A 26900-nucleotide genomic window follows, 5' to 3' on the forward strand; every position below is an offset into this window, starting at 1 on the left:
GGGGAGAAAGCTCCCTGCACGCCCCCTCCCCGGCCCTCCCCCGCTCCGCGGGAGAGGGAGAAGATCGCGCGCTTCATCGAGATGATGCGAAACGCCCGCCGCTCTCCTCTCCCGCAAAGCGGGAGCGGGTGAGGGAGGGGGCGCGCGGTCATGCGCGATGACCGACCCCCTCACCGCCGCCTTCGATGCCGCGCGCGAAGCCTTCGCCGCCAATGAGGTGCCCGTCGGCGCGGCCATAGCGCGCAATGGCGAGATCATCGCCGTCGCGGGCAATCGCACGCTGCGTGATAAAGACCCCACGGCTCATGCGGAGATGCTCGCCATTCGCGCCGCCTGCGTGGCGCTCGGGAACGAGCGGCTCGTCGATTGCGATCTCTATGTCACGCTCGAGCCCTGCGCCATGTGCGCGGCGGCGATCTCCTTCGCGCGCATCAGACGGCTCTATTTCGCCGCCGACGATCCCAAGGGCGGCGGCGTCGAGCATGGCGCACGATTCTTCTCGCTGAAGACCTGTCATCATGCGCCGGAGGTCTATGGCGGCTTGCGCGAGAGCGAGGCGGCGGACTTGCTGCGCGCTTTTTTTCAGGCGCGGCGCTGACGCTCGAGCCGCTCGGCGGCGCTCTGCAATCCTTCGATCACTTGCGCGCGACAGGCGTCGCCCGCCGCGAAGATGCGCTTCGCCTTGAACAGATCCAGCGCGAGATATTGATTGACCGCGGGCGAGATCAGCACGTCGGGCGGGCTCTCCTCGATCATGCGCTCGCTGATGGCGTTCATCATGATCTGGCTGGCGACGATGATCGTCTCTATCGGCGAGGGCGGGCGATTGCGCGCCCGCTCGCTCGACGCGCCGGAGACATCGACGGCGAGCACGATATCGGCGCGCCCGGCGAGATGATTGTAGGGCAGCGGATTGACGAGGCCGCCGTCGATCAGAAAGCTGTCGCCATGGACGACCGGCCGCACCAGACCCGGAATGGCCATGGAGCCGCCGACGGCCGGCCGCAGCGGTCCGCTAGAGATCGCGGCCTCGCGGCGCAGGCGAAAATCCGTCGCCACGGCAGTGAAGGGAATCTGCAGCTCCTCGAAAGTCTCCGGCATTCCCTGCGGCCAGAAGGCGTCGAGGAAACGCTCCGCGTCGATGAGCGCGGGATGCGCGAGATCGGAGAAGGTGCGCGCGCGGCGACGCGCACGCGAGCGCAGCAGCCGCCGCGCGAGGCGCATGCGATTGTGGAACGTCTGCTCCGCATGAGCGCGCAGCTGCGCTCCCGTAAATCCCGCAGCATAGGCGGCGCCGACGATCGCGCCGATCGACGTGCCGGCGATGGCGCAGGGACGCACGCCCAATTGGTCGAGCGCCTCCAGCACCGCGATATGGGCGAGGCCGCGCGCGCCGCCGCCGCCGAGCGCCACTGCGACGCTGAAGCCGAATGGACTCACAGAAAAGCGTCGAGCGCGGCGAGCGTCGCCTCGGGCGCCTCCTCGGCGAGATAATGGCCGCTGTCGATCTCGACGCCGCTCAGATCATTCGCCCATTCGCGCCATTGCGCGAGCAGCGCAGCGCCATGGCCGGAGACGCTCGCCGCGCCCCACAGCGCCAGCGTCGGCACGATGATCTTTTTGCCCGCCGCGCGATCGGCGAGATCGAGCGCGCGGTCCGGCCCCGCGCCGGCGCGAAAATCTTCGCAAAAGGCATGGATGCGCGACGGCTCGTCGAAGGCGGCGCGATAATGGGCGAGCGCGCGTGGATCGAAAGCGTCGAGCGTCGCGGATTTGGTCGCGCTCGCCAGCGCATCCTCGAGGAAGCCTTTCGCATCGAGGCCGATGAGCTGCTCGGGCTTGGGCGCGGGCTGCGACAGCAGGCGCGCGCGGCCCAGGCGTCGCAGATCGGAGTCGCCGATCGATTCCTCGAGCGGGGCTATGTCGAGCAGCGCGAGCTTCTCCAGCCGGCCCGGATGGTCGAGCGCGAGACGAAAGCCGACGCGCGCGCCGCGATCATGGCCGACGAGCGAGAAACGCACATGGCCGAGCTGCTCCATCACGACGATGACGTCCTCGCCCTGTGCGCGCTTCGTATAGGCCTCGCCCTTCTCGCTCGGCGGCGCCGAGGACCAACCATAGCCGCGCAAATCCATGGCCACGACGAAGAAGCGCTCGGCGAGGCGCGGCGCGATCCGGGCCCAGGCGACATGGGTCTCGCCGAATCCGTGCAGCAGCAGCAGCGGCGGGCCGGAGCCCGCGGAGCGGGCGAAGACGGAGCCGGCGGGCGCCGTCGATCCAATGCGAGGCGAAGCCGGGAAAGAGATCTGCGAGGTCGGACATAGGTTCCATCCCCTTCATCGGTTCCATGCCCCTTCACCGGTTCCATGCTCTTCGGGTGCGAGGGACCGCGCGAGGCTTCGTCTGAAGCCTTTCTCGGCGCGAAAGATTTTCAAAAGGGCCCGGCCCGAGAGGCTTCCGCTCTTGCCGCGCCTTTTATCCACAACAAATAATCTGGCGCGGCCATGGGGCCGTGGCGCGCGATTTGCGTTGTCTCCGCGATCCCCGAGGCCCGTGTCGGGAAACCGACAAAGACCTCTAGCCAGAACCGGAACGGTACGATAAACTACTGAAATCACAGCTAGTTTACAACCCTTCCAAACTAGGTGCGGAGATGATCGTCTGCTCTTGCAATGTGCTCTCGGACGGCCAGGTCCGCGAGGCTCTCGGGGGAAGATCGGATCGACCGAGCGTCGGCGCGATCTTTCGACATATGGGGTGCGAGCCACGCTGCGGCCGGTGCGCGCGCAACATCAGCGCGATCGTCGATCAGCATGCGTCGGTCCCTTCCGATCATTGCAGCGGAGCCGGCGAATGCGATAATTGTCGCGCCGACGAATTGGCTGCATGACCCGGCCTGCTCTGGCCGGGCGGAAGGGGGACCCATGCGCGGTGACGCGAAGCTCTTGGAATATCTCAATCGTGGCGTCCGCGCCGAGCTGACGGCGATCAATCAATATTGGCTGCATTATCGCATCCTCGACAATTGGGGCTTCAAGGAGCTCGGCAAGAAGTGGCGGCACGAATCCATCGAGGAGATGGAGCACGCCGATAAGTTCGTGCATCGCATTCTCTTCCTCGAAGGCTTTCCGAACATGCAGAGCCTCGATCCTCTGCGCATCGGCCAGTCGGTCGAGGAGATCATCCGCCTCGATCTCGCCACGGAAGTCGACGCGCGCGCGCTCTATCTCGAGGCGGCGGCCTATGCGCTGTCGATCAACGACCGCGTCAGCAAGCTGCTGTTCGAGGAGGTGGTCGAGAGCGAGGAGCGCCATATCGACTTCCTGGAGACGCAGCTCGAGCTGATCAAGCAGCTCGGCGTCCAGCTCTATTCGCAAAAGCACATCGGCGACCTCTCCTGACGAGAGGCCGTCAGGCGCTCGAATGCTCGGGCTCGGCGGCGTGGGTCTCCCGCGCCGTTTCCGCCCTCGCGTGACGATTGGCGCAGAGCTGCGCCACCGCGCAGGACAGCAGCAGGCCGACGAAAGCGACGGCCGCCATCGCCAGATAGGCGCGCTCGCCCGCCTGCTCATAGAGCGGCCCCGACAGCAAGGTGAACAGGCTGTTGCCGCCGGCGATCGCCGCCGCGAGCCAGGCCTGCGATTGCGCGAGGCGCTCCTTGCCGCCGAGCTCGGCGAGCAGATAGGCCGGGCCGATCTGCACCGCGGCGCATGAGGCGCCGTGCAGCGCCTGGGCGCAGAAGATGCCGAGCGGACCGGGATCGGCCGACATCAGCAGCCAGCGCAGCACAGCGCCGATCGCGCCGACGAGGAGAAAGGCGCCGGCCTTGGATTCGCCGCCGAACCAGCGCGCGGCCATCAGAAAGACGACGACCTCGGTGGCGAGCGCGGCCACCCAGGCGAAAGCGACGAAACTGTCGCTATGGCCCTGCTGCTTCCAATGCAGCGCGCCGAATGTGTTGACCATGGAATGCGAGCCTTGCACCAGAGCGGCGGCGACGATGACGAGCGCCACCAGCTCCGGTCGGGCGATGCGGCCGACGGACAGCCTCTCCGCGCGCGCGCCCGACGAGCCGAAGCCGATCAGCGAGCCGAAGCACGCGAGGCACGCGAGCACGCCCACCGCGGCGAGCAGCCAGACGATGTCCTCCACCGCGAGCGCTCCGGCGACCGGCCCGCTCGCCGCGAGAAAGACGAGGATCGACATGGAGCCCCAGCCGCGCACCCACGAATAATGCAGCTGCGGCAGGCCGGCCTCGCGGCGCCGTCGCGCCTCGCCGAAGGTGACGCCGTCGGCGAGCGGCGCCAGCGGCCCCTGCGCCAGCGCGACCATGGCGCCGGCGACGAGCAGCGCGAAGAAGCCGGTGGAGAGGCCCATCACCGCATAGGCGGCCGCCACCGCCGCCATGCAGCCGACCAGCAGCGGGCCATGATCGCCGCGCCGATCGGCCCGCCGCGAGGCGAGCAGCATCGAGCCGATGCGAATGACCGGCTGAACCGCGAGAACGGCGGCGATCTCGAAAGCGTCGAGACCGCGCGACGACAGCCAGATGGCGAAGAATGGGAGCTGGACGCCGACAATGGCGTAAATGGAGGCCTGCAGCAGCGACAGCCTGAGCTCCGCGTGGCGGCCCGCCGCCGTCTCGCCGCTCTGAGAATCGATCAAATGCTCACTCCATCGCGGCGGCTTTGAGAATGCAGACCATGGTCGCATGGGCGGCGCTCCGCCCCAGGTTGCGGATCACATGCGGACGGTCACAGCGATAGCGCAGCGTCTCGCCCGCGCGCACGATCTCCTTTGCGCCGGCGACCTCGACCTCGAGCTCGCCCTCTCTCAAGGACAGGCTCTCGACAGAGCCGCGCTGATGCGCGTCGGATTCCAGAACTCCACCCGGATCGGCGGAAAATTCATAACATTGCAGCCATTCGACGGTCTTGATCCAGCCGATGATCTCGAGCCGGCACTTGCCGTCGTCGGAGACGAGCATCGGCGTGTCCGCACGGCTGGTTTTCTCGAGGAAGGGCTCGTCCTCCGTGGTCTGCAGCACACGCTCGATGGAGACATCGAGCGCATGGGCGAGGCGCCAGATCGTCGCGAGCGTCGGATTGGTCTCGTTGCGCTCGATCTGGCTGATGATCGATTTGGCGACGCCGGATTGCTGGGAGAGTTCCGACAGCGACAGATTATAGGCCTTGCGCAGACGCTGGACAGTCGCGCCGAGCTGGCCGGACAAAGCCAGCGCTCCCGCTTCCAGAATCTTCTGCTTTTCTCGGCCTTCCACGCCCATCTCTCTGCTCCGCTCGGATGTGGTCCGGATAGATAATCGAATTCGTTCGAAATATCGAACGGGATTTTCACTCCGACGCGGGTCGTCGCGGCCGGTGTCATCGTTACGCAACACGAATCTGGTGGGAAGGAGACGCTGCGGCACAAAAAGAGGCGGGCGCGTCAAAATGACCGCAATCGATTCATTGGCCGATTCGCAGAGCGCCAAGCGCTTCAGGACGCTGTTCCTGTCGGATCTCCATCTCGGCACCAGAGGGCTTCAAGCCGAGCTGCTGCTCGACTTTCTGAAGCATCACGACGCCGACACCTTCTATCTCGTCGGCGACATCGTCGACGGCTGGCGGCTGAAGGGCGGCTGGTATTGGCCGCAGGCGCACAATGACGTCGTGCAGAAGCTGCTGCGCAAGGCGCGCAAGGGCGCGCGCGTCGTCTATGTGCCCGGCAATCACGACGAGTTCGCTCGCGACTATACGGGGATGGAGTTCGGCGGCGTCGAGGTCGCCGAGACCGACATTCACGAGACCGCCGACGGCAAGAAAATGCTCGTCATCCATGGCGATCAGTTCGACATCGTCGTGCGCCATGCGCGCTGGCTCGCCTTTCTCGGCGATTGGGCCTATGAGGCCGCGCTGTTCGCCAACACCTGGGCCAATCGCGTGCGCCGCCTGTTCGGCGTCGATTATTGGTCCTTCTCCGCCTGGGCCAAGCTGAAGGTGAAGAACGCAGTGAATTTCATCGGCGATTTCGAGCAGACGCTGGCGGCGGAAGCGGCGCGGCGCGGCGTCGACGGCGTCGTCTGCGGCCATATTCATCATGCGACGATCCGTCAGATCGATGGGATGCTCTATGTGAACACCGGCGATTTCGTCGAGAGCTGCACAGCGATCGCCGAGCACCCCGACGGGCGCTTCGAAATTCTCTATTGGCGGAAGACCGCCAAGGAGCAGGCGGCGGCCGAGGCCCCCGCACAGCAGCCCCCGGCTCTAACTCAGGCGAGGGCCGCCGCCTGATGCGGATATTGATCGGGACGGACGCTTGGCGTCCGCAAGTCAACGGCGTCGTGCGTTCCCTGGAGGCGATGGCGAGCGCGGCGAGCGCGCTCGGCGCATCGATCGATTTCCTGACCCCGCAGGATTTCTCCTCCATTCCCATGCCGACCTATCCGGAGATTCAGCTCGCCTTCGCGACGGCGGGAGCGGTGGCGAAACGGCTGGCGCAGGGCTATGACCATGTCCATATCGCGACCGAAGGGCCCGTGGGGCTGGCGACGCGCGCCTGCTGCCTGCGCCTGGGCCGGCGCTTCACGACCAGCTATCACACGCGCTTTCCCGAATATATTCACGCCCGCACGCGGCTGCCGGTCGGCGTGACCTATGCGCTGCTGCGGCGTTTTCACAATAGCGGCGCGGGGACGATGGTCTCGACGCAGACGCTGGCGCAGGAGCTTTCCGCGCGCGGATTCCGCCGGCTGATGCGCTGGTCGCGCGGCGTCGATCACGAGCTGTTCCATCCAGACAAGGCGGTCGATCTCGGCTATCCGCGGCCGATCTATCTCTACGCCGGCCGGCTCGCCGTGGAGAAGAATATCGAGGCTTTTCTCGCGCTCGACCTGCCGGGCACGAAGCTCGTCGCCGGCGACGGCCCCGCGCGGGCGGCGCTCGAGGCCGCCTATCCGCAGGCGCGCTTCCTCGGCGTGAAGACCAGCGCGGAACTGGCGACGCTCTACGCCAGCTCGGATGTGTTCGTCTTTCCGAGCCGCACAGACACTTTCGGAATGGTGCTGCTCGAGGCCATGGCCTGCGGCCTGCCGGTCGCCGCTTTTCCGGTGGCGGGGCCGCTCGATGTTGTCGGCGCGAGCGGAGCCGGCGTGCTGAGCGAAGATTTGCAGGCGGCCTGCCTCGCGGCGACGGAGATTCCGTCCGCCGCGCCGCGCGCCCATGCGCTGACCTTCACCTGGGAGGCGAGCGCGCAGCAGTTTCTCGGCAATGTCGCGCTCGCGCATCAGAACGGCGTCGATGCGGCGGCGGCTCAGGCGGCGGGCAAAGCCTGCTCAGCCAAACAGCCGAAGCTTTTCGTTCAGGGGGAGATGATCGAGCCGTGACAGCGCCACGAGGCGCGGATCGATAGGCCGCGACGGCGCGGCTTTCGGCGGCGTCATCGCATCCGGCAGGATCGCCCGAGCGACGAATTCCTCGAACACGATTCCATTGGCGGCCGGCGGCTCCGCGACGGGCGCTTCGGCGGCTTTGACGAGCGGCGGCTCCTCGTCGAGCGGCGCGGGCTCCTCCAAGACGAGATCGATTTCCGGCTCCGCTTCGATCGTGAACGGCTCCGCGCAAATTTCGGCGTGCTCGATCTCGAACTGCTCGATCTCGAACTGCTCCTCCGCGGCGACCGGCTCGAGCACGAGAGGCTCGACCGGCAGCTCGGCGATCTCGACATAATCCGCGACGATCTCGACGGGCGCGGCTTCGGCGATCGCGCGCGGCGGCTCTTCTCTCTCCGCCACTGGCATGTCGAGCAATCTGGAGAATTGCGCCGCCAGCGCGTCGGCCTGCGCGCAGAGCGGCTCCTCGACGCCGCTGGCGCGCAGCGTCTGCGCGAATTCCTGCGCGCGTTCGACGAGACGGCGCGGCAGACGCCAATCGACGGCCGCCTCCTGCTCCTCCGCACGCGCTGCGACGCGCTCCAGACGATCGACGGCGAGCATGAGCCGCTCGGTCTCCTCGGCGCGCTGACGACGCGCGAATTCGAGCAGGAACCATCGGCCGCGGACGGTCTCCATCACCGCCTCTTCGATGCGCTCATAGTCTTCGGGATAGAGGCCGGTGGGCGGAGCCGGTAGAGTCATGAGCCGTCTGTCCATGCGCCGCGAATCGGCATCATGCTCAGGAAAAGCTGGGAACGGTTTTTAATCAAGCAGGAAAAACGCCAGCGCCGTTCATGTGTCGCGCCGGCGCTAGGCGCGTTATCATCAGGCTGCGGATCGGCAGCCATCCGGCGGTCACGATCAGCGCGCGAGCCGAGAAAGTCTTCGAATGAGTTCCGAATCCTACCGGCTGAACCTGGAATATCGCGCATCGGTCGATGAAGAATTGAGAAGAGTCGTTCTTTGCCTTCTCGAGGGCGAGATCGGCGTGATCGCGGCGTCGCGGGCCTTGGGTCAACTGCGGCATCACATTGCGCCGGCTTGGCCAGAAATGGGCGAAGCGCTGCTCCCTTTCATCGCCGTCGATTCAGACACCGACGCCCTGCCGATCGGCGCCGAGCGAGCGATGTGGGCTCGTTCGGCCTTGGCGATAGAGGATCACAAAATCGCAGAAGCCGAAGAGCGATTTCGCGATCCCATTCGCGCAGCATGCCATCGTATTATGGCGCTTCTCGACAACGACGCCGCCACGCTCTGGAGACCGGTCGGCCCGCTCGAGCTGGAATTGATCGCAGCATCCGGGATGCGTGAATTTCCGCCTCGTTTGCCCGAGCAGCCGATTTTCTATCCCGTCCTGACCGAAGCTTATGCGGTCAAGATCGCGCGTGATTGGAACGGCCCACGTGGAGGCGGATTTGTGACCCGCTTCCGGATACGTCGGGACTTCATCGCGCGCTACCCGGCTCAGACGGCAGGCGGTCGCGAATATTGCGAATATTGGATACCAGCGGCAGATCTCGCCCCCTTCAATGCGGCAATCGTCGGAATGATCGAAGTCACGGCCGAGTTCCCGGCCACGCAGGACCCCACGATCGATGGATAGACATATGACGCGCGATCAGGCGGATCGCGGCCCGCATGGACTAACGAGCAGGATTCATAAACGATGAGCCTATCGTCCGACGAAATCGAACGCTACGCCCGCCATATCGTGCTGCGCGAGGTCGGCGGGCCCGGCCAGCAGCGGCTGAAGAAGGCGCGCGTGCTGGTTGTCGGCGCGGGCGGGCTCGGCGCGCCGCTGCTGCAATATCTCGCGGCGGCCGGCGTCGGCGCGCTCGGAATCGTCGATGACGACGAGGTCTCGCTCTCCAATCTACAGCGACAGGTGATTCACCAGACGACCGGCGTCGGCCGGCTGAAGGTCGACAGCGCGCAAGAGGCGATCCATCGGCTCAATCCGCATGTCCATGTGGAGCCCCATGCGCTGCGGCTCACAGAGCACAATGCGCGCGCGCTTATCGCCGCCTATGACGTCGTCGCGGACGGCTCCGACAATTTCGCGACGCGCTATCTCGTCTCCGACGCCTGCTTCTATGAAAGGAAGCCGCTCGTCACCGCGGCGGTCGGCGGCTTCGACGCCTCGCTGACGACGCTGCGCCCCTTCGAGACCGGCCCCGCGGGCAAGCCCAATCCGACCTATCGCTGCCTCTTCCCCGCGCCGCCGCCGCCGGGCGCCGTGCCGAGCTGCGAGGAGGCCGGCGTGCTCGGCGCGATGACCGGCGTCGTCGGCGCGATGATGGCGCTGGAAGTCATCCGCGAGATCGTCGGCTTCGGCGAGGGGCTGGTCGGGCGCCTGCTGCTGATGGACGCCCGCTCCATGCGCTTCGAGACGCTGCGCTACGCCTATGATCCGGACAATCCGCTGACCGGCGTCACAGCGCCGCGATGACGGCGATCTCTATCTTGTAGTCCGGCGTGACGAGCTTCGCCTCGACAGTGGCGCGCGCCGGCGGATTGCTCTTGTCGACCCAGACGTCCCAGACGCCGTTCATCTCGGCGAAGGTCGCAATGTCGGCGAGATAGATCGTCGCCGAGAGAATCTTGGCCTTCTCGCTGCCGGCCTCCTGGAGGATCGTGTCGATGAGGCCGAGGATCTCGCGCGTCTGATCGGCGACCGGGCCGCCCTTGGCGGCTTCGGCGACCTGGCCCGCCGTATAGATCACGCCGCCATGCACGACGGCCTTGCTCATGCGCGCGCCGGCGCCGATCCGCTTGATGGACATTTTCCGATTCTCCGAGAGTTGCGAATGTGGATTCGGGGGACCGCGGCGGCGGCGCGAGCCGCGCTTGATAGGGTCTGACTATCTATCGAGTGGAAAGCTCTATCGTAGCTCTACATACACAAAGAGCGGGGACGGCCCTTGCCTCTCCCCACTCTTTGGTACCCGTCCTTTGACCGGACTCATCGATAGGCGCCATCCGCGAGAATTGGTGTGGAGCGTCTCGCAGATGGGCAGAGTTCCGGCGTCCTCCCCGACTTGGACCTCAGCCAGCGATTGGTAGAACGCATTCTGCGCTCAAATGTTTTTAGCCAGCTCGGCGAGGGGGACATTATGACAGCCGTGGCGTTTTGTCACCCGAAAAAGCCGGCAGCTGGAATGAAATTGTGCTGACGGCGCCCGCCATCGGGGCAGGCTGTTCTCCGCTTGGGCGGCCGGCGCGTCGACCGGCTGGAAAAGTCGACGCGCCGCCCTGCCCGCAAGGGTAGGTCAGAGCGGGATGTTATCGTGCTTTTTCCAGGGGTTTTCCAATTCCTTGTGGCGCAGCAAGGCGAGCGCGCGGGCGATGCGCTTGCGCGTCGCGCTCGGCATGATCACCTCGTCGATATAGCCGCGCTCGGCGGCGACGAAGGGCGACAGGAAGCGATCCTCATATTCCTTGGTGCGCTGAGCGATCTTCTCGGCGTCGCCGATATCGGCGCGGAAGATGATCTCGACGGCGCCCTTGGCGCCCATGACGGCGATCTGCGCGGACGGCCAGGCGTAGTTGACGTCGCCGCGCAAATGCTTGGAGGCCATGACGTCATAGGCGCCGCCGAAGGCTTTGCGCGTGATGAGCGTCACTTTCGGCACGGTGGCCTCGGCATAGGCGAAGAGCAGCTTGGCGCCATGCTTGATGAGCCCGCCATATTCCTGCGCCGTGCCCGGCAAAAAGCCCGGGACGTCGACGAAAGTAACGATCGGAATGTTGAAGCAATCGCAGAAGCGCACGAAACGCGCCGCCTTCTTCGAGGCGTCGATATCGAGCACGCCGGCGAGCACCATGGGCTGATTGGCGACGAAGCCGACCGTGCGGCCCTCGACACGGCCGAAGCCGACGACGATGTTCTTGGCGTGCGTCTCCTGAATCTCGAAGAAATCGCCCTCATCGGCGATCTTCGTGATCAGCTCCTTGATATCATAGGGCTTGTTCGGATTGTCGGGGACCAGAGTGTCGAGCGAGGCGTCGAGACGCTCGGCCTCGTCGAAGCTCGGCCATTCCGGCGGCTCCTCCTTATTGGAGGAGGGCAGGAAGTCGATGAGCCGGCGCATCTGCAGCAGCGCCTCGACGTCATTGTCGAAGGCCTTGTCGGCGATGGAGCTCTTGGTGGTGTGCACCGAGGCGCCGCCGAGCTCTTCCGCCGTCACCGTCTCATTGGTCACGGTCTTCACGACGTCCGGGCCGGTGACGAACATATAGCTCGTGTCGCGCACCATGAAGATGAAGTCGGTCATGGCCGGCGAATAGACGTCGCCGCCGGCGCAGGGGCCCATGATGACGGAAATTTGCGGAATGACGCCCGAGGCCATCACATTGCGCTGGAACACCTCGCCATAGCCGCCGAGCGCCGCGACGCCCTCCTGAATGCGCGCGCCGCCGGCGTCGAACAGGCCGATGATCGGCGCCCGATTCTTGAGCGCCATATCCTGCAGCTTGGTGATTTTCTGCGCATGGGTCTCGGACAGCGAGCCGCCGAAGACGGTGAAGTCCTTGGCGAAGACGAAGATGGCGCGCCCATTGACCGTGCCCCAGCCGGTGACGACGCCGTCGCCGGAGATCTTCTCGCCCTGGTCCATGCCGAAATCGGCGCAGCGATGCGCGACGAACATGTCGAACTCCTCGAAGGAGCCATGATCGAGCAGCAGCTCGATCCGCTCCCGCGCGGTGAGCTTGCCGCGCGCATGCTGCGCGTCGATGCGCTTGACGCCGCCGCCGAGACGCGCCGAATCGCGCCGCTGCTCGAGACCATCGATGATATGTTTCATGGAACGACCAATCCTGCCGGTTGAGTGGATGCGCCGACGAGTTCCCCGCTCGGCGGTTCGTTTACAGTCTGGGCGAGCCGAGGCGCCAGCGGGCGATCTCGGCGGCGGAGAGAAGATGGACGCGATCGGGCGAGGTGCGCTCGGCGAGCGCGATCAGTTCCCGGCTCACGCCCATGGAGGCGCTGTAGCGCAGAAGCGTGCGGCGCATCCCGCCGTCGTCGTAGCGGCGCTCGCGCAGCACTTCGCCGCTCATCGGATCGACGCCGTCGACATAATTGAACATGCGGTGGACGCCGACGCGGCTCTGCCGCGGGATCACCCGCCGGCGACCGCCCATCAGCGCATAGACGCAGGCGGAATAGCAGCGCCCGGAGACGAGCGCGCCGCTCTCCGTCTCCACACGCGCGACGATGACCGCCATGTCCAGCCGGCGCAGCGCCTGGCCGAGCTGCATGGAGGCGACCACGCGGCCGCCGGGCGAGTCGAGGAGCACGATGCTCCGAAGCTCGGTCTCGCGGCCTTGGTCGCGCAAGAAGCTCACAAAGGCGTCGGCCGTGTTCTCGACGATCTCGCCCTCCGCCACGATGACCCGCGGGCAATGGTCGGCGCAATTGGCGTTGGCCGTCGTCGCGAGTCGGAAGGACATTTCCTCGGCGCAGGCCGAAGGCGCCGCCAAAAGCGCGGATAGAGCGAGGAGAAGGATGAAATTTCGGCTCATGCTCTCGGCGCTGCGTCTCGATCCTCATATGCGGCCAATTCCCGCCTCGTCTGCGTCGCCTCGGCGCGGCCAGACGACAGGCCGCTCCTGCGGGTCTCTCCCGATCGCGGCCTGCCAAATCGCGGCCTGGTGGGCGGTGACGGACTCGAACCGCCGACCCTCTCGGTGTAAACGAGACGCTCTACCGACTGAGCTAACCGCCCGCGCGCCGACCGGGATCGACGCCGCATTGTTTACGGGAGGGCGCCCCCTCCACGCAAGACGAGTCGCGCAGGGGCGACAAAACGGCAAAGCCGCCGGCGACGGTCGCGCCCCGGCGGCGAACTGGAATTCCGGTCGAAAGGGGGGAGCCGGGCGGCGGGGCCAGCCCTACTCGGCCTTGCTATTTGGCCGTGTTGAGCGCCGCTTTGAGGGTGGCGCCGGGCTTGAAGCGGGCGCTATTGGAGGCCGGAATCTTGATCTCTTCGCCGGTCGCGGGATTACGGCCTGTGCCGGCCGCGCGCTTCTTGACGGAGAAGGTGCCGAAACCGACCAGCCGCACCTCTTCGCCCTTTTTGAGGGCCTCGGTGATTCCGTCGATCACGGCGTCGAGGGCCGCGGCGGCGGCAGCCTTCGAAGTCTCGGTCGCCTCGGCGACGTGTTCGACCAGCTCCAATTTATTGACCATGGTCTCATCCCTTCTGCTTCCGCCGGGAGCCGGTCGTCGACATGGGCTGAGCGCCGGCATGGGCTGAGCGCCGAAAATCGAGCGGCGTCGAATCGCTCGGACCCGGCACAGGTGAGTGATGTGCTGGAATGTCAGCAAAAGCAAGGGTTAGAAGCACATGCGGCCCCGGAATCCCTGGAATTCCGGGCGCCTGAGCGCGAGACGGTGGGGAAACAGGCGGAAACCGGGGCTTTATGCCGCTCGGTCTGGGGCGCAGGCCCCTCCCCCGCGGCCGAGCCGCGAGAGAGGGGCCGAAGCCTTCAGTGCGCGCGCACGCCGGTCGCGTCATCCTCGACGACCTTGTTGGCCGCGATCGCGGGCGCGGGCTCCTCCCAGACGATCGGCGTCGGCTGACGCACGAGCGCATGCGCGAGCACCTCGTCCATGCGCGAGCATGGCACGATCTCGAGGCCGTTCTTCACCGAGTCCGGGATCTCCGCCAGATCCTTGGCGTTCTCCTCCGGGATCAGCACTTTCTTGAGGCCGCCGCGCAGCGCCGCCAGCAGCTTCTCCTTCAGGCCGCCGATCGGCAGCACGCGGCCGCGCAGCGTGATCTCGCCGGTCATGGCGATGTCGCGACGAACCGGAATGCCGGTCAGGATCGAGACGATCGTCGTCGCCATCGCGGTGCCGGCCGACGGGCCGTCCTTGGGCGTCGCGCCTTCCGGCACATGCACATGGATGTCGCGGCGGTCGAACAACGGCGGCTCTATGCCGAAATCGACGGCGCGAGAGCGCACATAGGATGCGGCGGCGGAGATCGACTCCTTCATCACCTCCTGCAGATTGCCGGTCACCGTCATCTTGCCCTTGCCGGGCATCATCACGCCTTCGATCGTCAGCAGCTCGCCGCCGACGCCGGTGACGGCGAGGCCGGTGACGACGCCCACCTGATCCTCGAGCTCCGCCTCGCCGTAGCGATATTTATGGACGCCGAGATAATCGGTGATGTTGTCATTGGTGACGTGAACCTTTCTGCCCTTCTCCTTGGAGAGCAGAATTTCCTTCACCGCCTTGCGGGCGAGGTTGGAGAGCTCACGCTCGAGATTGCGCACCCCGGCCTCGCGCGTGTAGCGGCGGACCAGCGTCAGCAGCGCCTCGTCGTCGATCGACCATTCGTCGGCGGCGAGGCCGTGCTTCTTGACCGTGTTCGGGATGAGATGCGCGCGCGCGATCTCGGCCTTCTCGTCCTCCGTGTAGCCGGCGATGCGGATGAGCTCCATGCGGTCCATCAAGGGCGCAGGGATGTTCAGCGTGTTCGACGTCGTCACGAACATGACATTCGACAGATCGTAGTCGACCTCGAGATAGTGATCCGCGAAAGTGGCGTTCTGCTCCGGATCGAGCACCTCGAGCAGAGCGGAAGACGGATCGCCGCGGAAGTCCATGCCCATCTTGTCGATCTCGTCGAGCAGGAAGAGCGGGTTGGACGTCTTGGCCTTGCGCATCGACTGAATGATCTTGCCGGGCATGGAGCCGATATAGGTGCGCCGATGGCCGCGGATCTCCGCCTCGTCGCGCACGCCGCCGAGCGACATGCGCACGAACTCACGGCCGGTGGCCTTGGCGATCGACTTGCCGAGCGAGGTCTTGCCGACGCCGGGCGGGCCGACGAGGCACAGGATCGGGCCGGTCAGCTTATTGGCGCGGCTCTGCACGGCGAGATATTCGAGAATGCGCTCCTTGACCTTCTCGAGGCCGAAGTGATCGGAGTCGAGAACGCTCTGCGCAGCCTCGAGATCGCGCTTGATCTTGGACTTCTTGCCCCAGGGCAGCGCCAGCACCCAGTCGAGATAATTGCGCACCACCGTCGCTTCTGCGGACATGGGCGACATCTGACGCAGCTTCTTGAACTCGGCGACGGCTTTGTCGCGCGCCTCCTTCGAGAGCTTGGTGTTCTTGATGCGCTCCTCGAGCTCGGCGAGATCGTCCTTGCCGTCCTCGTCGCCGAGCTCCTTCTGGATCGCCTTCATCTGCTCGTTGAGATAGTACTCGCGCTGCGTCTTCTCCATCTGGCGCTTGACGCGCGTGCGGATGCGCTTCTCGACCTGCAGCACGGAGATCTCGCTCTCCATCAGCGCGAGGCACTTCTCCAGCCGCTTGGCGACGGAGACCGTCTCCAGCACATCCTGCTTCTCGGCGATCTTCACCGAGAGATGCGAGGCGACAGTGTCGGAGAGCTTGGAGAAATCGTCGATCTGCGTGACCGCCGCGGCGATCTCCGGCGAGACCTTCTTGTTGAGCTTCACATAAGAGTCGAATTCGGCGATGACCGAGCGGCCGAGCGCCTCGACCTCGACGGGCTGGTCGATCTCGTCGCCCAGCGCTTCGGCGTCCGCCTCGTGATATTCGTCGACGCGCGTATAGTTGCGCACCTTGGCGCGGCCGACGCCCTCGACCAGCACTTTGACCGTGCCGTCGGGAAGCTTCAGCAGCTGGAGCACGGAAGCGAGCGTGCCGATCGAATAGATCGCATCGGGAGCCGGATCATCGTCGCCGGCGTTCTTCTGCGTCGCGAGCAGAATGAGCCGCTCCGACTTCGTCACCTCTTCCAGCGCGTGGATCGACTTGTCGCGCGCCACGAAGAGCGGAACGATCATATGCGGAAAGACCACTATGTCGCGCAACGGCAGAACCGGATAACTCTCGATTGCGCCGGGAACGATGGAATTGCGCTTTTCGTTCGTCATTTCTTTTTTCCTGTTCCGTTTCGCTCACCCGCGGAAGCGGGGCGGGCGACGCTCTGACGCAAAGGGACGCTTCTGACGTTAAAGGGACCTTCTGACGTAATGGAACGCTTGCAAGTTCCGGGCCCGACGCTCGAGCGGCATCCCCGCCTTTCCGAGAGAGGCCCGCTCACGCACGAACGGCGCCGAAGGCGATTACGCAACAAATGGGCCTAGCGGCAAAACGATTCAAGATACTGAAAAAATAGGTAACTGCGTCAGGGCGCAGGAGCGGCGATCGAGCCGCGCTCCCGCGCCCAAAAAAGCATCAGGCGCTGGCGCCGCCGCTCTTCTCATTGCGTTCGGCGTAAATATAGAGCGGACGCGCCTTGCCCTCGACGACCTCGGGACCGATGACGACCTGCTCGACGCCCTCGAGACCCGGCAGATCGAACATCGTGTCGAGCAGAATGCCTTCCATGATGGAGCGCAGACCGCGCGCGCCAGTGTGGCGCTCGATCGCCTTGCGGGCGACGGAAGAGAGCGCCTCGTCCTGGAAGGTCAGCTCGGTGCTCTCCATCTCGAACAGCCGCTGATACTGCTTGACCAACGCGTTCTTCGGCTCGGTGAGGATGCGCTTCAGCGCCTCCTCGTCCAGATCCTCGAGCGTCGCGATGACCGGCAGACGGCCGACGAATTCCGGGATGAGGCCGAATTTCAACAGATCCTCCGGCTGCACATGACGGAAGATGTCGCCGGTGCGGCGCTCGTCCGGCGCCTGCACATTGGCGCCGAAGCCGATGGAGGTGCCACGGCCGCGCGAGGAGATGATCTTCTCGAGGCCGGCGAAGGCGCCGCCGCAGATGAAGAGGATGTTGGTCGTGTCGACCTGCAGGAACTCCTGCTGCGGATGCTTGCGCCCGCCCTGCGGCGGCACGGAGGCGATGGTGCCTTCCATGATCTTCAGCAGCGCCTGCTGCACGCCCTCGCCCGACACGTCGCGGGTAATCGACGGATTGTCGGATTTGCGCGAGATCTTGTCGATCTCGTCGACATAGACGATGCCGCGCTGCGCGCGCTCGACGTTATAGTCGGAGGCCTGCAGCAGCTTGAGGATGATGTTCTCGACATCCTCGCCGACATAGCCGGCTTCCGTCAGCGTCGTCGCGTCGGCCATCGTGAACGGCACATCGAGGATGCGCGCCAGCGTCTGCGCCAGCATCGTCTTGCCGACGCCGGTCGGGCCGATGAGCAGAATGTTGGATTTCGCCAGCTCGACGTCGCCATGCTTGGCGGCGTGATTGAGGCGCTTGTAGTGATTGTGCACGGCGACCGAGAGCACGCGCTTGGCCTGCGCCTGACCGATCACATAATCATCGAGGACCTTGCAGATCTCACGCGGCGTCGGAATGCCGTCGCGCTGCTTGACGATGGACTTGTTCTCCTCGCGGATGATGTCCATGCAGAGCTCGACGCATTCGTCGCAGATGAAGACCGTCGGACCGGCGATGAGCTTGCGCACCTCATGCTGGCTCTTGCCACAAAACGAGCAGTAGAGCGTGTTCTTCGAATCGCTGCTGCCGACCTTGCTCATGTCTCGTCTCCTGACCGATCGGCCCGCTGTGGCGAATCGAACCAACCTCACTCGATATCAGCGAGGGCCTAACAAAACGTGCAATCGGGCGTCACCCGCCGCACTCTCCGTCCCGGCCTCATCCGCGGAAGCCAGTCTATAAGTCCCGGCCCGCAATGCAACCACGACGCCCGCATATAAATCAAGCAAGAATCGCGCCTTGGGAAGAGGGCCTGCGCCTTTTCTCGGCGCCTCCCCCTTCTAAAGAGTAAATTTCCCGAAAATCAAGGCCTTGACCCGGGGCGTCGCCGGATGTGCGACGGTCTCGAGACGTTACGTTCTCAGTTTTTTGGCGACAGGATTCAAGCGGAGCCTGTACGCATCCGGCATTCCCGAGCCGAGCAGAGGACGCAGATAAAGCCGGAAAGCGTCGGTGACATCCGTGCCATCCGCGGTCAGGAACTCGTCCGGCATCACCTTGGTCTTGCCGGCGACCGCCGCCAGCGGCGAGAGCCGATAGTCGACCGAATAAAACCCCGTGCGGTGAATCGTCACGGAGCCGTCACGATCGCCCCATAGCGCGAACTGCACCGCCTTCTCGCCGACCTCGCGCGCCTCGCGCTGGTCCACATCCGAGACGCAGCCGACGAAGCTGCGCTGCACATAGCCGAAAGTGTCGGCGCGCACGCGCTTCAGGCCGAGCTTGGTCTTGACGAGCTCGGTCAGCATATCGGCGAGAGCGCCGCCGCCCAGATGCACATTGCCATGCGCGTCCTTCTCCACCTGCTCGGCGAGCCTGGCGGCGATCGGCGTATGATTTTCGTCGCAGACGCCTTCCGAAATGGCGACGACGCAGCGCCCGTATTTGTCCATCGTCGCCTTCACATCGGCGAGGAAACGCTCTGTGTCGAAGACGCGCTCGGGCACATAGATGAGATGCGGACCATCGTCCGGGAATTTCTTGCCGAGCGCGGAAGCCGCGGTGAGAAAGCCCGCATGGCGCCCCATCACCACGGCGATATAGACGCCCGGCAACGCCCAATTGTCGAGATTGGCGCCGGCGAAAGCCTGCGCCACCCAACGCGCCGCCGACGGAAAGCCCGGCGTGTGGTCGTTGATCATCAGGTCGTTGTCGATCGTCTTGGGGATATGCACGACGCGCAACGGATAATCGGCGCGGCCGGCCTCCTCGGAGACGATGCGCACCGTATCGGAGCTGTCGTTCCCGCCGATATAGAAGAAGCAGCCGATCTCATGCGCGCGCAGCACCTCGAAGATCTGGTGGCAATATTTGAGATCGGGCTTGTCGCGAGTCGAGCCGAGCGCCGAGGACGGTGTGCAGGCGACCATCTCGAGATTATGCGTCGTCTCCTGCGTGAGATCGACGAAATCCTCATTCACGATTCCGCGCACGCCGTGATAGGCGCCGTAGATGCGCTCCACCGAGCGGAACTTGCGCGACTCCAGCACGGCGCCGACGAGCGATTGATTGATGACGGCGGTCGGGCCGCCGCCCTGCGCGATGAGCACCTTGGAGAAATCGATCTTCGACACGAGGAATGCTCCGAGTGAGTAGTCGAGGGCGAGCGACGAGCGGCCCGCGGCGAGAGCGACTGTCGCCACTCCCCGCTCGCAGGCGACGACTCACGCTTTTGTCACACCAATGCGCCGTGGCAATGCTTGAACTTCTTGCCCGAGCCGCAGGGACAGGGCTCATTGCGGCCGACCTTGCCCCAGGTCGCCGGATTGCCGGGATCGCGCTCCGCCTCCGTGACCGCCGCGCCGCCGCCGCCGCTGCTGATCGCCGACGATGAAAAATCGGCGGCGGCGAGCCGGGCGTTGAGCTCGGCGAGCGCGCTCTCGCCGCCGCCCGCGGCGTTCGGGTCCGGATGCACATATTCCATCGGCGGCAATTCGGTCGGGGTCGGCGGAGACTCGAAGGACACCTCGACGCGCATCAGCTGCGAGACGACGGTCTCGTCCCAATGCGTCATCAGGCTGCGGAACAGCTCCAGCGCCTCGGACTTATATTCGTTGAGCGGATCGCGCTGCGCCATGCCGCGCCAGCCGATCACCTGCCGCAAATGATCGAGCACGACGAGATGGTCGCGCCACAGATGATCGAGCGCCTGCAGCACCACCTGCTTCTCGATCATGCGCGAGAGCTGCTCGGTGTTGCGCTCGACGCGCTCGGCGTAGGACTGGCTCGCCGCGGCGAGCAGACGCTCCTTGATCTCCTCGTCGGCGATGCCCTCCTCCTTCGCCCAATCCTCGATCGGCAGATCGAGATTGAGCTGAGCGCGCGCCGTCTCGGCGAGGCCTTCCACATCCCAGGCCTCGGCATAGGCGTTCGGCGGAATGTGCTTGGCGACGAGATCGGCGACGACGTCCTCGCGCATCTCCTTCACCGTCTCCTCGACGCTCTCCTCCGCCATGATCTCGCGCCGGCGCTCGAAGATCACCTTGCGCTGGTCGTTCATCACATTGTCGAATTTGAGGATGTTCTTGCGGATGTCGAAGTTGCGCGCCTCGACCTTGTGCTGCGCCTTCTCCAGCGCCTTGTTGATCCACGGATGGACGATCGCCTCGCCATCCTGCAGGCCGAGCTTCACCAGCATGTTCTCCATGCGCTCGGAGCCGAAGATGCGCATGAGATCGTCCTGCAGCGACAGGAAGAATTTGGAGCGGCCGGGATCGCCCTGACGGCCCGAGCGGCCGCGCAGCTGATTGTCGATGCGCCGGCTCTCGTGGCGCTCCGTGCCGATGATGTACAGGCCGCCGGCGACGAGCGCCTTCTCCTTGAAAGCGGCGACCTCGGCGCGAATCTCGGCCTCCTTCGCGTCACGGGCGGCGCCCTCGAGCCCGGCATATTCCTGCGCGACGCGCATCTCTATGTTGCCGCCGAGCTGAATGTCGGTGCCGCGGCCGGCCATATTGGTGGCGATGGTGATCGCGCCCGGCACGCCGGCCTCGGCGACGATATAGGCCTCCTGCTCGTGGAAGCGCGCGTTGAGCACGGCGAATTGCCGCGACGGCGTGCCGCTGCGCGCCGCCTCGTAGAGCTTGCCGAGCGCCTTGGTGGGCTCGGAGAAGTCGATCTGCTTATAGCCTTTGGCGAGCAGGAACTCGGCGAGCTGCTCGGATTTCTCGATCGACGTCGTGCCGACGAGCAGCGGCTGCATCTTGGCGTTCGCCTCCTCGATCTCGCGCGCGATGGCGTCGAGCTTCTCGCGTCCGGTGCGATAGACCTCGTCGTCCTCGTCGATGCGCTGCACCGGGCGATTCGTCGGCATCTCCAGGACGTCGAGCTTGTAGATCTCGGCGAATTCGTCGGCCTCCGTCGAGGCCGTGCCGGTCATGCCGGCGAGCTTCTCGTAGAGGCGGAAATAATTCTGGAAGGTGATCGAGGCGAGGGTGACGTTCTCGGGCTGAACGGCCTGATGCTCCTTGGCCTCGAGCGCCTGATGCAGGCCTTCCGAATAGCGCCGGCCGGGCATCATGCGGCCGGTGAATTCGTCGATGATGACGACCTCGCCCTTGCGGACGATGTAATCCTTGTCGCGCTGGAACAGCTTGTGCGCGCGCAAGCCTTGATTGACGTGATGCACGAGCGTGACGTTCTGCGCCTCGTAGAGCGCGCCATCGGCGAGCACGCCGGCCTCGGCCAGCAGCTCTTCCATATGCTCATTGCCGATTTCCGTCAGATTGACGGTGCGCTGCTTCTCGTCGAGCTCGTAATCGTCCTTGTCGAGCTTGGGGATCAGCTTGTCGATCGCATTGTAGAGATCGGATTTGTCGTCCGAATGACCGGAAATGATGAGCGGCGTGCGCGCCTCGTCGATGAGGATCGAATCCACCTCGTCGACGATGGCGTAGACATGCGGACGCTGCACCATTTGCGCCAGCTCGTATTTCATATTGTCGCGCAGATAGTCGAAGCCGAACTCGTTGTTGGTGCCGTAGGTGATGTCGCAGCGATAGGCGTCGGCGCGCTCCTCGTCCGATATGTCGTGGACGATGACGCCGACGCTCATGCCGAGGAAGCCATAGACCCGGCCCATCCACTCGGCGTCACGGCGGGCGAGATAGTCGTTGACGGTGACGACATGGACGCCGCGACCGCTCAGCGCGTTGAGATAGACGGCGAGCGTCGCGACCAGCGTCTTGCCCTCGCCGGTGCGCATCTCGGCGATCGCGCCCTCGTGCAGGACCATGCCGCCGATGAGCTGCACGTCGAAATGCCGCTGGCCGAGCACGCGCTTGGCCGCCTCGCGGACCGTGGCGAAGGCCGGGACGAGCAGATCGTCGAGCCGTCTGCCGTTCTCCAGCGCGTCGCGGAACTCCTGGGTGCGGGCGCGCAGCGCCTCATCGGACAAAGCGGCGAGCTCGACTTCCAAAGCGTTGATCGCCTTGACCTTCGGCTGATAGGTCTTGAGCCGGCGATCATTGGCCGAGCCGAAAATCTTCTTGGCGAGAGCGCCGAGCATGCGCAAACCTTTCCAGATGAGCCTCCGGCGATGAGCCGGCGGAGGCCGCCTTTTCGCACATGTTCCTTTCGATTTGCCAATTTCTTTTCGAAAGGTCGGCGAGCGCAACCGCGCGCTCGCGCTCGCGTCGGCGGCGCGGCGACGGTCGAGAGATAAGAGGCGGCCGAACCCTTGTCAATGTAAGGGGAAGGCCAGCCAGGGCTCCGAATTCGGGTTGACGATCGCCCGAGGCGTCGCCGATGCGCAGGCCGGGCGCGGCGAGCCCGCGAGCGCCGTCTTCGACCGCCCGGACGCCGAGTTCAGAGCCGAGGCGGAAGCCGAGCGACGAAGAGGGCCGTCTCATTCCCGCGCGCGCTCCGGTATCCAAAAGGCGTCGCGGAGGCCTCACTCCGGCGCCTCCTCGATCCGCCGGAACGGCAGCGGCAGCCGGCCCTGCTCCAATAGTCTCGAGAACAAGCGCAGTCCCGCCGGCTCATTGCCATTGGGGTGGACCAGCACGATCGAGCCGTCGCGGGGCGGCGGCGACAGCACGAGCCAGGCGTCGGCGCCGAGCGCGATCAAATGGCGGCGGCGCAATTCCTCCATCAGCCGCGCATCGGCGACGAGGCCGGGGAAGCGGAAAAACACCGAGGGCGTCGCGCCGCGCTCGATCAGCAGCCGCTCCACCCGGAAGATTTCGGCGTCGAGATCGACGCCCGGCCGCAGCAGATAATTCAGCGCGTCCGCGAGGCGCGGGACATAAGGATGGCTGTACGAATGGCCGACCCAGGCGATCCGCAGGGCGCCGCTCGCCGCCTCGCCCATCAGCCAGTCGAAATCCGCTCGGTGACGTTCCAGCCAGAGCCCCGACACCGAGAGCGCGACCGGCGCGCCGGGGACGACATCGGCCAACCGGCGCAGAAAATCGCGGTCGAGCGGCCGCCGGCTCGGACAGAGGTCGCCGGTCAGAAAAGAGCCGGCCCCGACCCCATGGCCGAGCCCCGCGGCGATCGACAGGCTGCGCCCGGCGGCCGCGAGGCGCGGCTCGTCCGGATCGCCCGGCCGCGGCCGCAGCGCGCGCAAAAAGCGCGTCTCGCTCTGCGCCGCCTCCGTCGTCTCCACGCAGCGCCAGGCGCTCTCGGCCTCGAGGCTCGTCTCGAGCGTCGCCGGATCGACCGTGAGCGCCATGGCCTCCCCGTCCAGCCGCAGCCGGCGGATGGCGAGGCGCATCTCGCCGGAGGGCCCATGGCATTCGAGCAGGACAGGCCGATAATCCGCGACACGGCGCGCCGCCTCGGCTCCCGCGGCGCGAGCGACGGAAACCGGGGCGATTGCGAGAACAGCGGCGAGCGCCCAGAATAAAATCGCCACGCATTTTCGCGGGGGATGACCCATGACCGAGAAAGCTCCTCCACAAAAAGCCTCTGGCGAAAACATCCCCGCCGAGGAAACGCTGTCCGTCGTCTTCCACGATCTCCCGCGCGAGAGTCCGGCCGTCGCGGCGGCGCTCGGCGGCGAGATCGCCGCCCGCTTCCGCCCCCGCGACGAAGCGCCCTTCTCCATCGTCGCCCATGACGAGCGCAGCGTGCTGATCGGCGGCCTCAACGGAGTCGTCCACTGGCGCTGGCTCTATATAAGGCATTTATGGGTCGCGCAGCAGCGTCGCGGCATGGGGCTCGGGACCGCGCTGCTGCAGCGCGCCGAGGACGAGGCGCGCTCGCGCTCCTGCCTCGGTCTCTATATCGACAGTTTCGATCCCCGCGCCGCGGCGCTCTATGAGCGTTTCGGCTTCACCCGCTTCGGCGAGATCGCCGATTTTCCGCCCGGCCACAGCCGCATGTTCTTTTCCAAGAGGCTCGCCCCCGCATGAGCGCCGCCGAGATGACCGTCATGGCGCTGCGGCGGCCGGGGACGCCGCTCGAGGCCGAACGCCGCCCCCTTCCCCATCCCGGCCCCGGCGAATTGCTGCTCGAGATCGAGGCTTGCGGCGTGTGCCGCACCGATCTCCATGTCGTCGACGGCGAGCTCGCGCACCCGAAGCTGCCGATCGTCCCCGGCCATGAGATCGTCGGCCGCGTGGCGGAGATCGGCGCGGGCGTCACGGGCTTCGCGCCCGGCGAGCGCGTCGGCGTCCCCTGGCTCGGCCATGCTTGCGGCTGCTGCCCCTATTGCGCGGAAGGCCGAGAAAATCTCTGCGACGACCCGCTCTTCACCGGCTACACGCGCGACGGCGGCTATGCGACCCATACGGTCGCCGACGCTTCCTATTGCTTCCCGCTGCCGCCCGAAGGCGACGCCGCGACGCTCGCCCCGCTGCTCTGCGCCGGGCTCATCGGCTGGCGCGCGCTGAAGATGACGGGCGCGGCGCGCAGCATCGGCATCTACGGCTTCGGCGCCGCCGCGCATATCATCGCGCAAGTCGCGATCGCGCAGGGCCGGCGCATCGTCGCCTTCGTGCGGCCGGGCGACAGCGCGGCGCATGATTTCGCGCTCTCTCTCGGCGCCGTCTGGGCCGGCGGCTCCGACGAGACGCCGCCCGAGCCCCTCGACGCAGCGATCATTTTCGCGCCCGTCGGCGCGCTGGTTCCGCGCGCGCTCGCGGCGGTGCGCAAGGGCGGGATCGTCGTCTGCGGCGGCATTCACATGAGCGACATTCCCGCCTTCCCCTATGCGCTGCTGTGGGAGGAGCGCCGCCTCGTCTCGGTCGCCAATCTCACGCGCGAGGATGCGCGTGAGTTTCTGGCGCTCGCCCCGCAAATCGGAATCGACACGCATGTCGTGCGCTATCCGCTCGCCGCGGCCAATGAGGCGCTCGCGGATTTACGCGAGGGACGCCTGCAAGGCGCGGCGGTGCTGATTCCGTGAGTGGCGTTTCGCTGCGTCCCGCGACATGCGCCGCCTGCTCTCAGTCCCGCGAAGCGGGAGGACGGCTAGGGAGGGGGCAAACGCGCCGCTATCTCCTGCGCTACCACGCCCACCTCGCGCGACGCGTCGACGCGCGTCCATCGCATCTCGCCGAGATCGTAATTGCGCTGCCGCGCCGCGATCTCGCGCGTCGCATCCGACACGTCGCCGATGCGCGCGCCGACGCGTGAATCGCGAATCGAGGCGTCGGTCTCGAGCCAGAAGCCGGCGAAGGGAACGCCCGCTCCGCGCGCCGCCTCTTCCAGCGCATCGCGCTCGCTCTCGCGCGCATAGACGGCGTCGACGATGACGCACCAGCCGAGAGAGGCGACGCGCAGCGCCTCTCTCTGCATCGCCTCATAAATCGTCACGGAAACCGCCGCCGTGTAAGCCTCCTGCGGCAGCGGCGCGGTCGGCGCGACGCCGAAGCGCTTTTTGCGCAGCCGATCGCTGTTGAACGTTCGCGCGCCGGGGGCCGCGCCCACCAGCGGCGCCAACGCCGCCGCGACGCTCGACTTGCCCGCGCCGCTGAGGCCGCCGATCGCGACGATGCGCGGCGTCGCGGGGCGCAGCAGCGCGCGCGCGAGATCTAAATAATCGCGCGTCTCCTTGTCCAGCGCCGCGTGATCGGCGTCCGCGTCCAGCGCGCGCGCGGCGGCGACATCGGCGCGGATCGCAGCGCGCAACGCCATGAAGAGCGGCAGCAGCGGCAGGCCGTCCGCCTCGTCGCGATGATCGAGATAGCGATCGAGCGCGAATGCCGCGAGCACGCCCTGCCCACGACGACGCAGATCCATCAGCAGAAAAGCGAGATCATAGAGAACATCGATCGTCGCCAGCGCGTCGGAGAATTCGATGCAGTCGAAAGGCGTCGGCTCGCCGTCGACGACGCAAATGTTGCGCAGGGTGAGATCGCCATGGCAGCGACGCACCTTGCCGGCGTCGCGCCGTCGATCGAGCAGCGCGCCATGCGCTTGCGCCGCCGCGCGCAGATCATCGGCGAGCGCGCGCCGCTCCGGCGCCGAGACGACGGGCGATTTGGCGAGCGAGCTCGCGTCGCCGAGATCGAGCAGCGCGGCCATGACCAAAGCCCCGCCGCGGCCCTCGACCACTTCCGCGCTATCGTGAAATTGCGCGATGCGCTCCGCGAGCCGCTCGACGAGCGGCGCCGAGAGACGGCATGCGACCGCGAGATTGTCGAGGAGATTCTCCTCCTCGAAGCGCAGCATCTCGACGACGGCGTCGACGAGCGCGCCCTCGCCGTCGAAAGCGATCGCGCCATCGTCGCCGCGCGTGAGCCGGCGCACGGCGAGATAGAGCTGCGGCGCCGTGCGGCGGTTGAGCGCATATTCGCGCTCGCACATCGCCAGGCGTCTCTGCGGCGTATGGAAATCGAGATAGGGAAAGACGACGTCGCGCTTGAGCTTATAGACGCGATCCCGCGTCAGCACGACGATCGAGATGTGCGTGACGACGGTCTGCGCGTCTTCGCCCTGCGCCATGAGAAAATGGACGGTCTCGTCCTGCGCGCCGAATGTCATGCGATGACGCCTCCAAAATCCGCGCAAAACGCGCGCCCCTTCTCCCACGCGTGGGAGAAGGTGGCCCTCGCGTCAGCGAGGGTCGG

The 26900-nt window shown here is 65.9% G+C and carries 24 protein-coding genes and 1 tRNA gene; 9 read left to right on the forward strand and 16 right to left on the reverse strand.

Features of this window, described 5'->3' with window-relative positions; all coding sequences use genetic code 11:
- Positions 1 to 157 precede the first annotated feature (157 nt).
- Entirely contained in the window at positions 158 to 598 is a 441-nt protein-coding gene (locus tag VIF40_RS15030; protein WP_331938325.1) for a nucleoside deaminase, read from the forward strand.
- Here the strand turns inward: VIF40_RS15030 and VIF40_RS15035 are convergent.
- On the reverse strand, positions 583 to 1440 hold the full coding sequence (locus VIF40_RS15035; protein WP_331938326.1) for a patatin-like phospholipase family protein: 858 nt from the start codon (positions 1438 to 1440) through the stop codon (positions 583 to 585). The two genes, VIF40_RS15030 and VIF40_RS15035, sit on opposite strands and share 16 nt — an antisense overlap.
- Positions 1437 to 2306 (reverse strand): alpha/beta hydrolase, encoded by an 870-nt coding sequence (locus tag VIF40_RS15040; RefSeq protein WP_331938384.1) that lies wholly within the window; start codon positions 2304 to 2306, stop codon positions 1437 to 1439. The genes VIF40_RS15035 and VIF40_RS15040 overlap by 4 nt, the downstream gene beginning before the upstream one ends.
- Before the next feature lie 347 nt (positions 2307 to 2653).
- Between VIF40_RS15040 and VIF40_RS15045 the strand changes: the two genes are divergently transcribed.
- Positions 2654 to 2890, forward strand: coding sequence for a (2Fe-2S)-binding protein (locus VIF40_RS15045; protein ID WP_331938327.1), 237 nt, complete (start codon positions 2654 to 2656; stop codon positions 2888 to 2890).
- 34 nt (positions 2891 to 2924) lie between these two features.
- Positions 2925 to 3401 (forward strand): bacterioferritin, encoded by a 477-nt coding sequence (bfr, locus tag VIF40_RS15050; RefSeq protein ID WP_331938328.1) that lies wholly within the window; start codon positions 2925 to 2927, stop codon positions 3399 to 3401.
- 10 nt (positions 3402 to 3411) lie between these two features.
- Here the strand turns inward: bfr and VIF40_RS15055 are convergent, their stop codons facing one another.
- Together VIF40_RS15055 and VIF40_RS15060 are read right to left on the reverse strand one after the other, a co-directional pair.
- Entirely contained in the window at positions 3412 to 4665 is a 1254-nt protein-coding gene (locus tag VIF40_RS15055) for an MFS transporter (RefSeq protein ID WP_331938329.1), read from the reverse strand.
- 4 nt (positions 4666 to 4669) lie between these two features.
- Entirely contained in the window at positions 4670 to 5287 is a 618-nt protein-coding gene (locus tag VIF40_RS15060) for an XRE family transcriptional regulator (protein ID WP_331938330.1), read from the reverse strand.
- 166 nt (positions 5288 to 5453) lie between these two features.
- Here VIF40_RS15060 and VIF40_RS15065 point away from each other — a divergent pair, with 166 nt between their 5' ends.
- Both VIF40_RS15065 and VIF40_RS15070 read left to right on the forward strand, forming a co-directional pair.
- Complete coding sequence (locus tag VIF40_RS15065; protein ID WP_331938331.1) at positions 5454 to 6296, forward strand: UDP-2,3-diacylglucosamine diphosphatase; 843 nt, start codon at positions 5454 to 5456, stop codon at positions 6294 to 6296.
- Entirely contained in the window at positions 6296 to 7387 is a 1092-nt protein-coding gene (locus tag VIF40_RS15070; RefSeq protein ID WP_331938332.1) for a glycosyltransferase family 1 protein, read from the forward strand. The genes VIF40_RS15065 and VIF40_RS15070 overlap by 1 nt, the downstream gene beginning before the upstream one ends.
- On the opposite strand, the gene VIF40_RS15075 is transcribed toward VIF40_RS15070, so the two are convergent.
- Positions 7337 to 8137 carry a hypothetical protein gene (locus tag VIF40_RS15075; RefSeq protein WP_331938333.1) on the reverse strand — a complete coding sequence of 267 codons (801 nt, stop codon included), beginning with the start codon at positions 8135 to 8137 and terminating at the stop codon, positions 7337 to 7339. The two genes, VIF40_RS15070 and VIF40_RS15075, sit on opposite strands and share 51 nt — an antisense overlap.
- Before the next feature lie 520 nt (positions 8138 to 8657).
- Between VIF40_RS15075 and VIF40_RS15080 the strand changes: the two genes are divergently transcribed.
- Positions 8658 to 9038 carry an ADP-ribosylation/crystallin J1 gene (locus VIF40_RS15080; protein WP_414684818.1) on the forward strand — a complete coding sequence of 127 codons (381 nt, stop codon included), beginning with the start codon at positions 8658 to 8660 and terminating at the stop codon, positions 9036 to 9038.
- Between the two features lie 63 nt (positions 9039 to 9101).
- Positions 9102 to 9884, forward strand: coding sequence for a molybdopterin-synthase adenylyltransferase MoeB (locus tag VIF40_RS15085; protein WP_331938334.1), 783 nt, complete (start codon positions 9102 to 9104; stop codon positions 9882 to 9884).
- Here VIF40_RS15085 and VIF40_RS15090 read toward each other — a convergent pair.
- From VIF40_RS15090 to VIF40_RS15135, 10 genes are all read right to left on the reverse strand, one after another.
- Positions 9868 to 10218: a RidA family protein gene (locus VIF40_RS15090; protein ID WP_331938335.1), complete on the reverse strand. Its 351-nt coding sequence runs from the start codon at positions 10216 to 10218 to the stop codon at positions 9868 to 9870. The genes VIF40_RS15085 and VIF40_RS15090 overlap by 17 nt on opposite strands.
- Positions 10219 to 10704: 486 nt before the next feature.
- Positions 10705 to 12240, reverse strand: a complete 1536-nt coding sequence (locus tag VIF40_RS15095; RefSeq protein WP_331938336.1) for an acyl-CoA carboxylase subunit beta — start codon at positions 12238 to 12240, stop codon at positions 10705 to 10707.
- 61 nt (positions 12241 to 12301) lie between these two features.
- Complete coding sequence (locus VIF40_RS15100) at positions 12302 to 12958, reverse strand: hypothetical protein (protein ID WP_331938337.1); 657 nt, start codon at positions 12956 to 12958, stop codon at positions 12302 to 12304.
- Positions 12959 to 13085: 127 nt separating this feature from the next.
- Positions 13086 to 13161, reverse strand: a tRNA-Val gene (locus VIF40_RS15105).
- 179 nt (positions 13162 to 13340) lie between these two features.
- Entirely contained in the window at positions 13341 to 13625 is a 285-nt protein-coding gene (locus VIF40_RS15110; protein WP_331938386.1) for an HU family DNA-binding protein, read from the reverse strand.
- 299 nt (positions 13626 to 13924) lie between these two features.
- The gene (lon, locus tag VIF40_RS15115) at positions 13925 to 16354 is read right to left on the reverse strand and encodes an endopeptidase La (RefSeq protein WP_331938338.1); all 2430 of its coding nucleotides are present in this window, start codon (positions 16352 to 16354) and stop codon (positions 13925 to 13927) included.
- A gap of 304 nt (positions 16355 to 16658) precedes the next feature.
- On the reverse strand, positions 16659 to 17924 hold the full coding sequence (gene clpX, locus VIF40_RS15120; protein ID WP_331938339.1) for an ATP-dependent Clp protease ATP-binding subunit ClpX: 1266 nt from the start codon (positions 17922 to 17924) through the stop codon (positions 16659 to 16661).
- Positions 17925 to 18236: 312 nt separating this feature from the next.
- Entirely contained in the window at positions 18237 to 19457 is a 1221-nt protein-coding gene (locus VIF40_RS15125; protein WP_331938387.1) for a 6-phosphofructokinase, read from the reverse strand.
- A 101-nt stretch (positions 19458 to 19558) separates the two neighbouring features.
- Entirely contained in the window at positions 19559 to 22390 is a 2832-nt protein-coding gene (gene secA / locus VIF40_RS15130) for a preprotein translocase subunit SecA (RefSeq protein WP_331938340.1), read from the reverse strand.
- 384 nt (positions 22391 to 22774) lie between these two features.
- Positions 22775 to 23740, reverse strand: a complete 966-nt coding sequence (locus VIF40_RS15135) for a polysaccharide deacetylase (RefSeq protein WP_331938341.1) — start codon at positions 23738 to 23740, stop codon at positions 22775 to 22777.
- A gap of 22 nt (positions 23741 to 23762) precedes the next feature.
- Here VIF40_RS15135 and VIF40_RS15140 point away from each other — a divergent pair, with 22 nt between their 5' ends.
- Both VIF40_RS15140 and VIF40_RS15145 read left to right on the forward strand, forming a co-directional pair.
- Entirely contained in the window at positions 23763 to 24239 is a 477-nt protein-coding gene (locus VIF40_RS15140) for a GNAT family N-acetyltransferase (protein WP_331938342.1), read from the forward strand.
- Positions 24240 to 24250: 11 nt separating this feature from the next.
- Positions 24251 to 25234, forward strand: coding sequence for a zinc-dependent alcohol dehydrogenase family protein (locus VIF40_RS15145; protein ID WP_331938388.1), 984 nt, complete (start codon positions 24251 to 24253; stop codon positions 25232 to 25234).
- A gap of 65 nt (positions 25235 to 25299) precedes the next feature.
- Here the strand turns inward: VIF40_RS15145 and VIF40_RS15150 are convergent, their stop codons facing one another.
- Complete coding sequence (locus VIF40_RS15150) at positions 25300 to 26814, reverse strand: AAA family ATPase (RefSeq protein WP_331938343.1); 1515 nt, start codon at positions 26812 to 26814, stop codon at positions 25300 to 25302.
- Positions 26815 to 26900: the final 86 nt, after the last annotated feature.

The organism is Methylosinus sp. (assembly GCF_036560965.1).
Lineage (GTDB): Bacteria > Pseudomonadota > Alphaproteobacteria > Rhizobiales > Beijerinckiaceae > Methylosinus.

Excerpts from the sequence above, each read along its gene's own strand:
- VIF40_RS15030 (WP_331938325.1), top strand. The coding sequence starts at position 158 with ATGACCGACCCCCTCACCGCCGCCTTCGATGCCGCGCGCGAAGCCTTC.
- VIF40_RS15075 (WP_331938333.1), bottom strand. The coding sequence starts at position 8,137 with ATGACTCTACCGGCTCCGCCCACCGGCCTCTATCCCGAAGACTATGAG.
- VIF40_RS15100 (WP_331938337.1), bottom strand. The coding sequence starts at position 12,958 with ATGAGCCGAAATTTCATCCTTCTCCTCGCTCTATCCGCGCTTTTGGCG.
- bfr (WP_331938328.1), top strand. The coding sequence starts at position 2,925 with ATGCGCGGTGACGCGAAGCTCTTGGAATATCTCAATCGTGGCGTCCGC.
- VIF40_RS15110 (WP_331938386.1), bottom strand. The coding sequence starts at position 13,625 with ATGGTCAATAAATTGGAGCTGGTCGAACACGTCGCCGAGGCGACCGAG.
- VIF40_RS15150 (WP_331938343.1), bottom strand. The coding sequence starts at position 26,814 with ATGACATTCGGCGCGCAGGACGAGACCGTCCATTTTCTCATGGCGCAG.
- VIF40_RS15060 (WP_331938330.1), bottom strand. The coding sequence starts at position 5,287 with ATGGGCGTGGAAGGCCGAGAAAAGCAGAAGATTCTGGAAGCGGGAGCG.
- VIF40_RS15095 (WP_331938336.1), bottom strand. The coding sequence starts at position 12,240 with ATGAAACATATCATCGATGGTCTCGAGCAGCGGCGCGATTCGGCGCGT.
- VIF40_RS15065 (WP_331938331.1), top strand. The coding sequence starts at position 5,454 with ATGACCGCAATCGATTCATTGGCCGATTCGCAGAGCGCCAAGCGCTTC.
- VIF40_RS15140 (WP_331938342.1), top strand. The coding sequence starts at position 23,763 with ATGACCGAGAAAGCTCCTCCACAAAAAGCCTCTGGCGAAAACATCCCC.
- VIF40_RS15045 (WP_331938327.1), top strand. The coding sequence starts at position 2,654 with ATGATCGTCTGCTCTTGCAATGTGCTCTCGGACGGCCAGGTCCGCGAG.
- lon (WP_331938338.1), bottom strand. The coding sequence starts at position 16,354 with ATGACGAACGAAAAGCGCAATTCCATCGTTCCCGGCGCAATCGAGAGT.
- VIF40_RS15080 (WP_414684818.1), top strand. The coding sequence starts at position 8,658 with ATGGCGCTTCTCGACAACGACGCCGCCACGCTCTGGAGACCGGTCGGC.
- secA (WP_331938340.1), bottom strand. The coding sequence starts at position 22,390 with ATGCTCGGCGCTCTCGCCAAGAAGATTTTCGGCTCGGCCAATGATCGC.
- VIF40_RS15145 (WP_331938388.1), top strand. The coding sequence starts at position 24,251 with ATGACCGTCATGGCGCTGCGGCGGCCGGGGACGCCGCTCGAGGCCGAA.
- VIF40_RS15070 (WP_331938332.1), top strand. The coding sequence starts at position 6,296 with ATGCGGATATTGATCGGGACGGACGCTTGGCGTCCGCAAGTCAACGGC.
- clpX (WP_331938339.1), bottom strand. The coding sequence starts at position 17,924 with ATGAGCAAGGTCGGCAGCAGCGATTCGAAGAACACGCTCTACTGCTCG.
- VIF40_RS15090 (WP_331938335.1), bottom strand. The coding sequence starts at position 10,218 with ATGTCCATCAAGCGGATCGGCGCCGGCGCGCGCATGAGCAAGGCCGTC.
- VIF40_RS15085 (WP_331938334.1), top strand. The coding sequence starts at position 9,102 with ATGAGCCTATCGTCCGACGAAATCGAACGCTACGCCCGCCATATCGTG.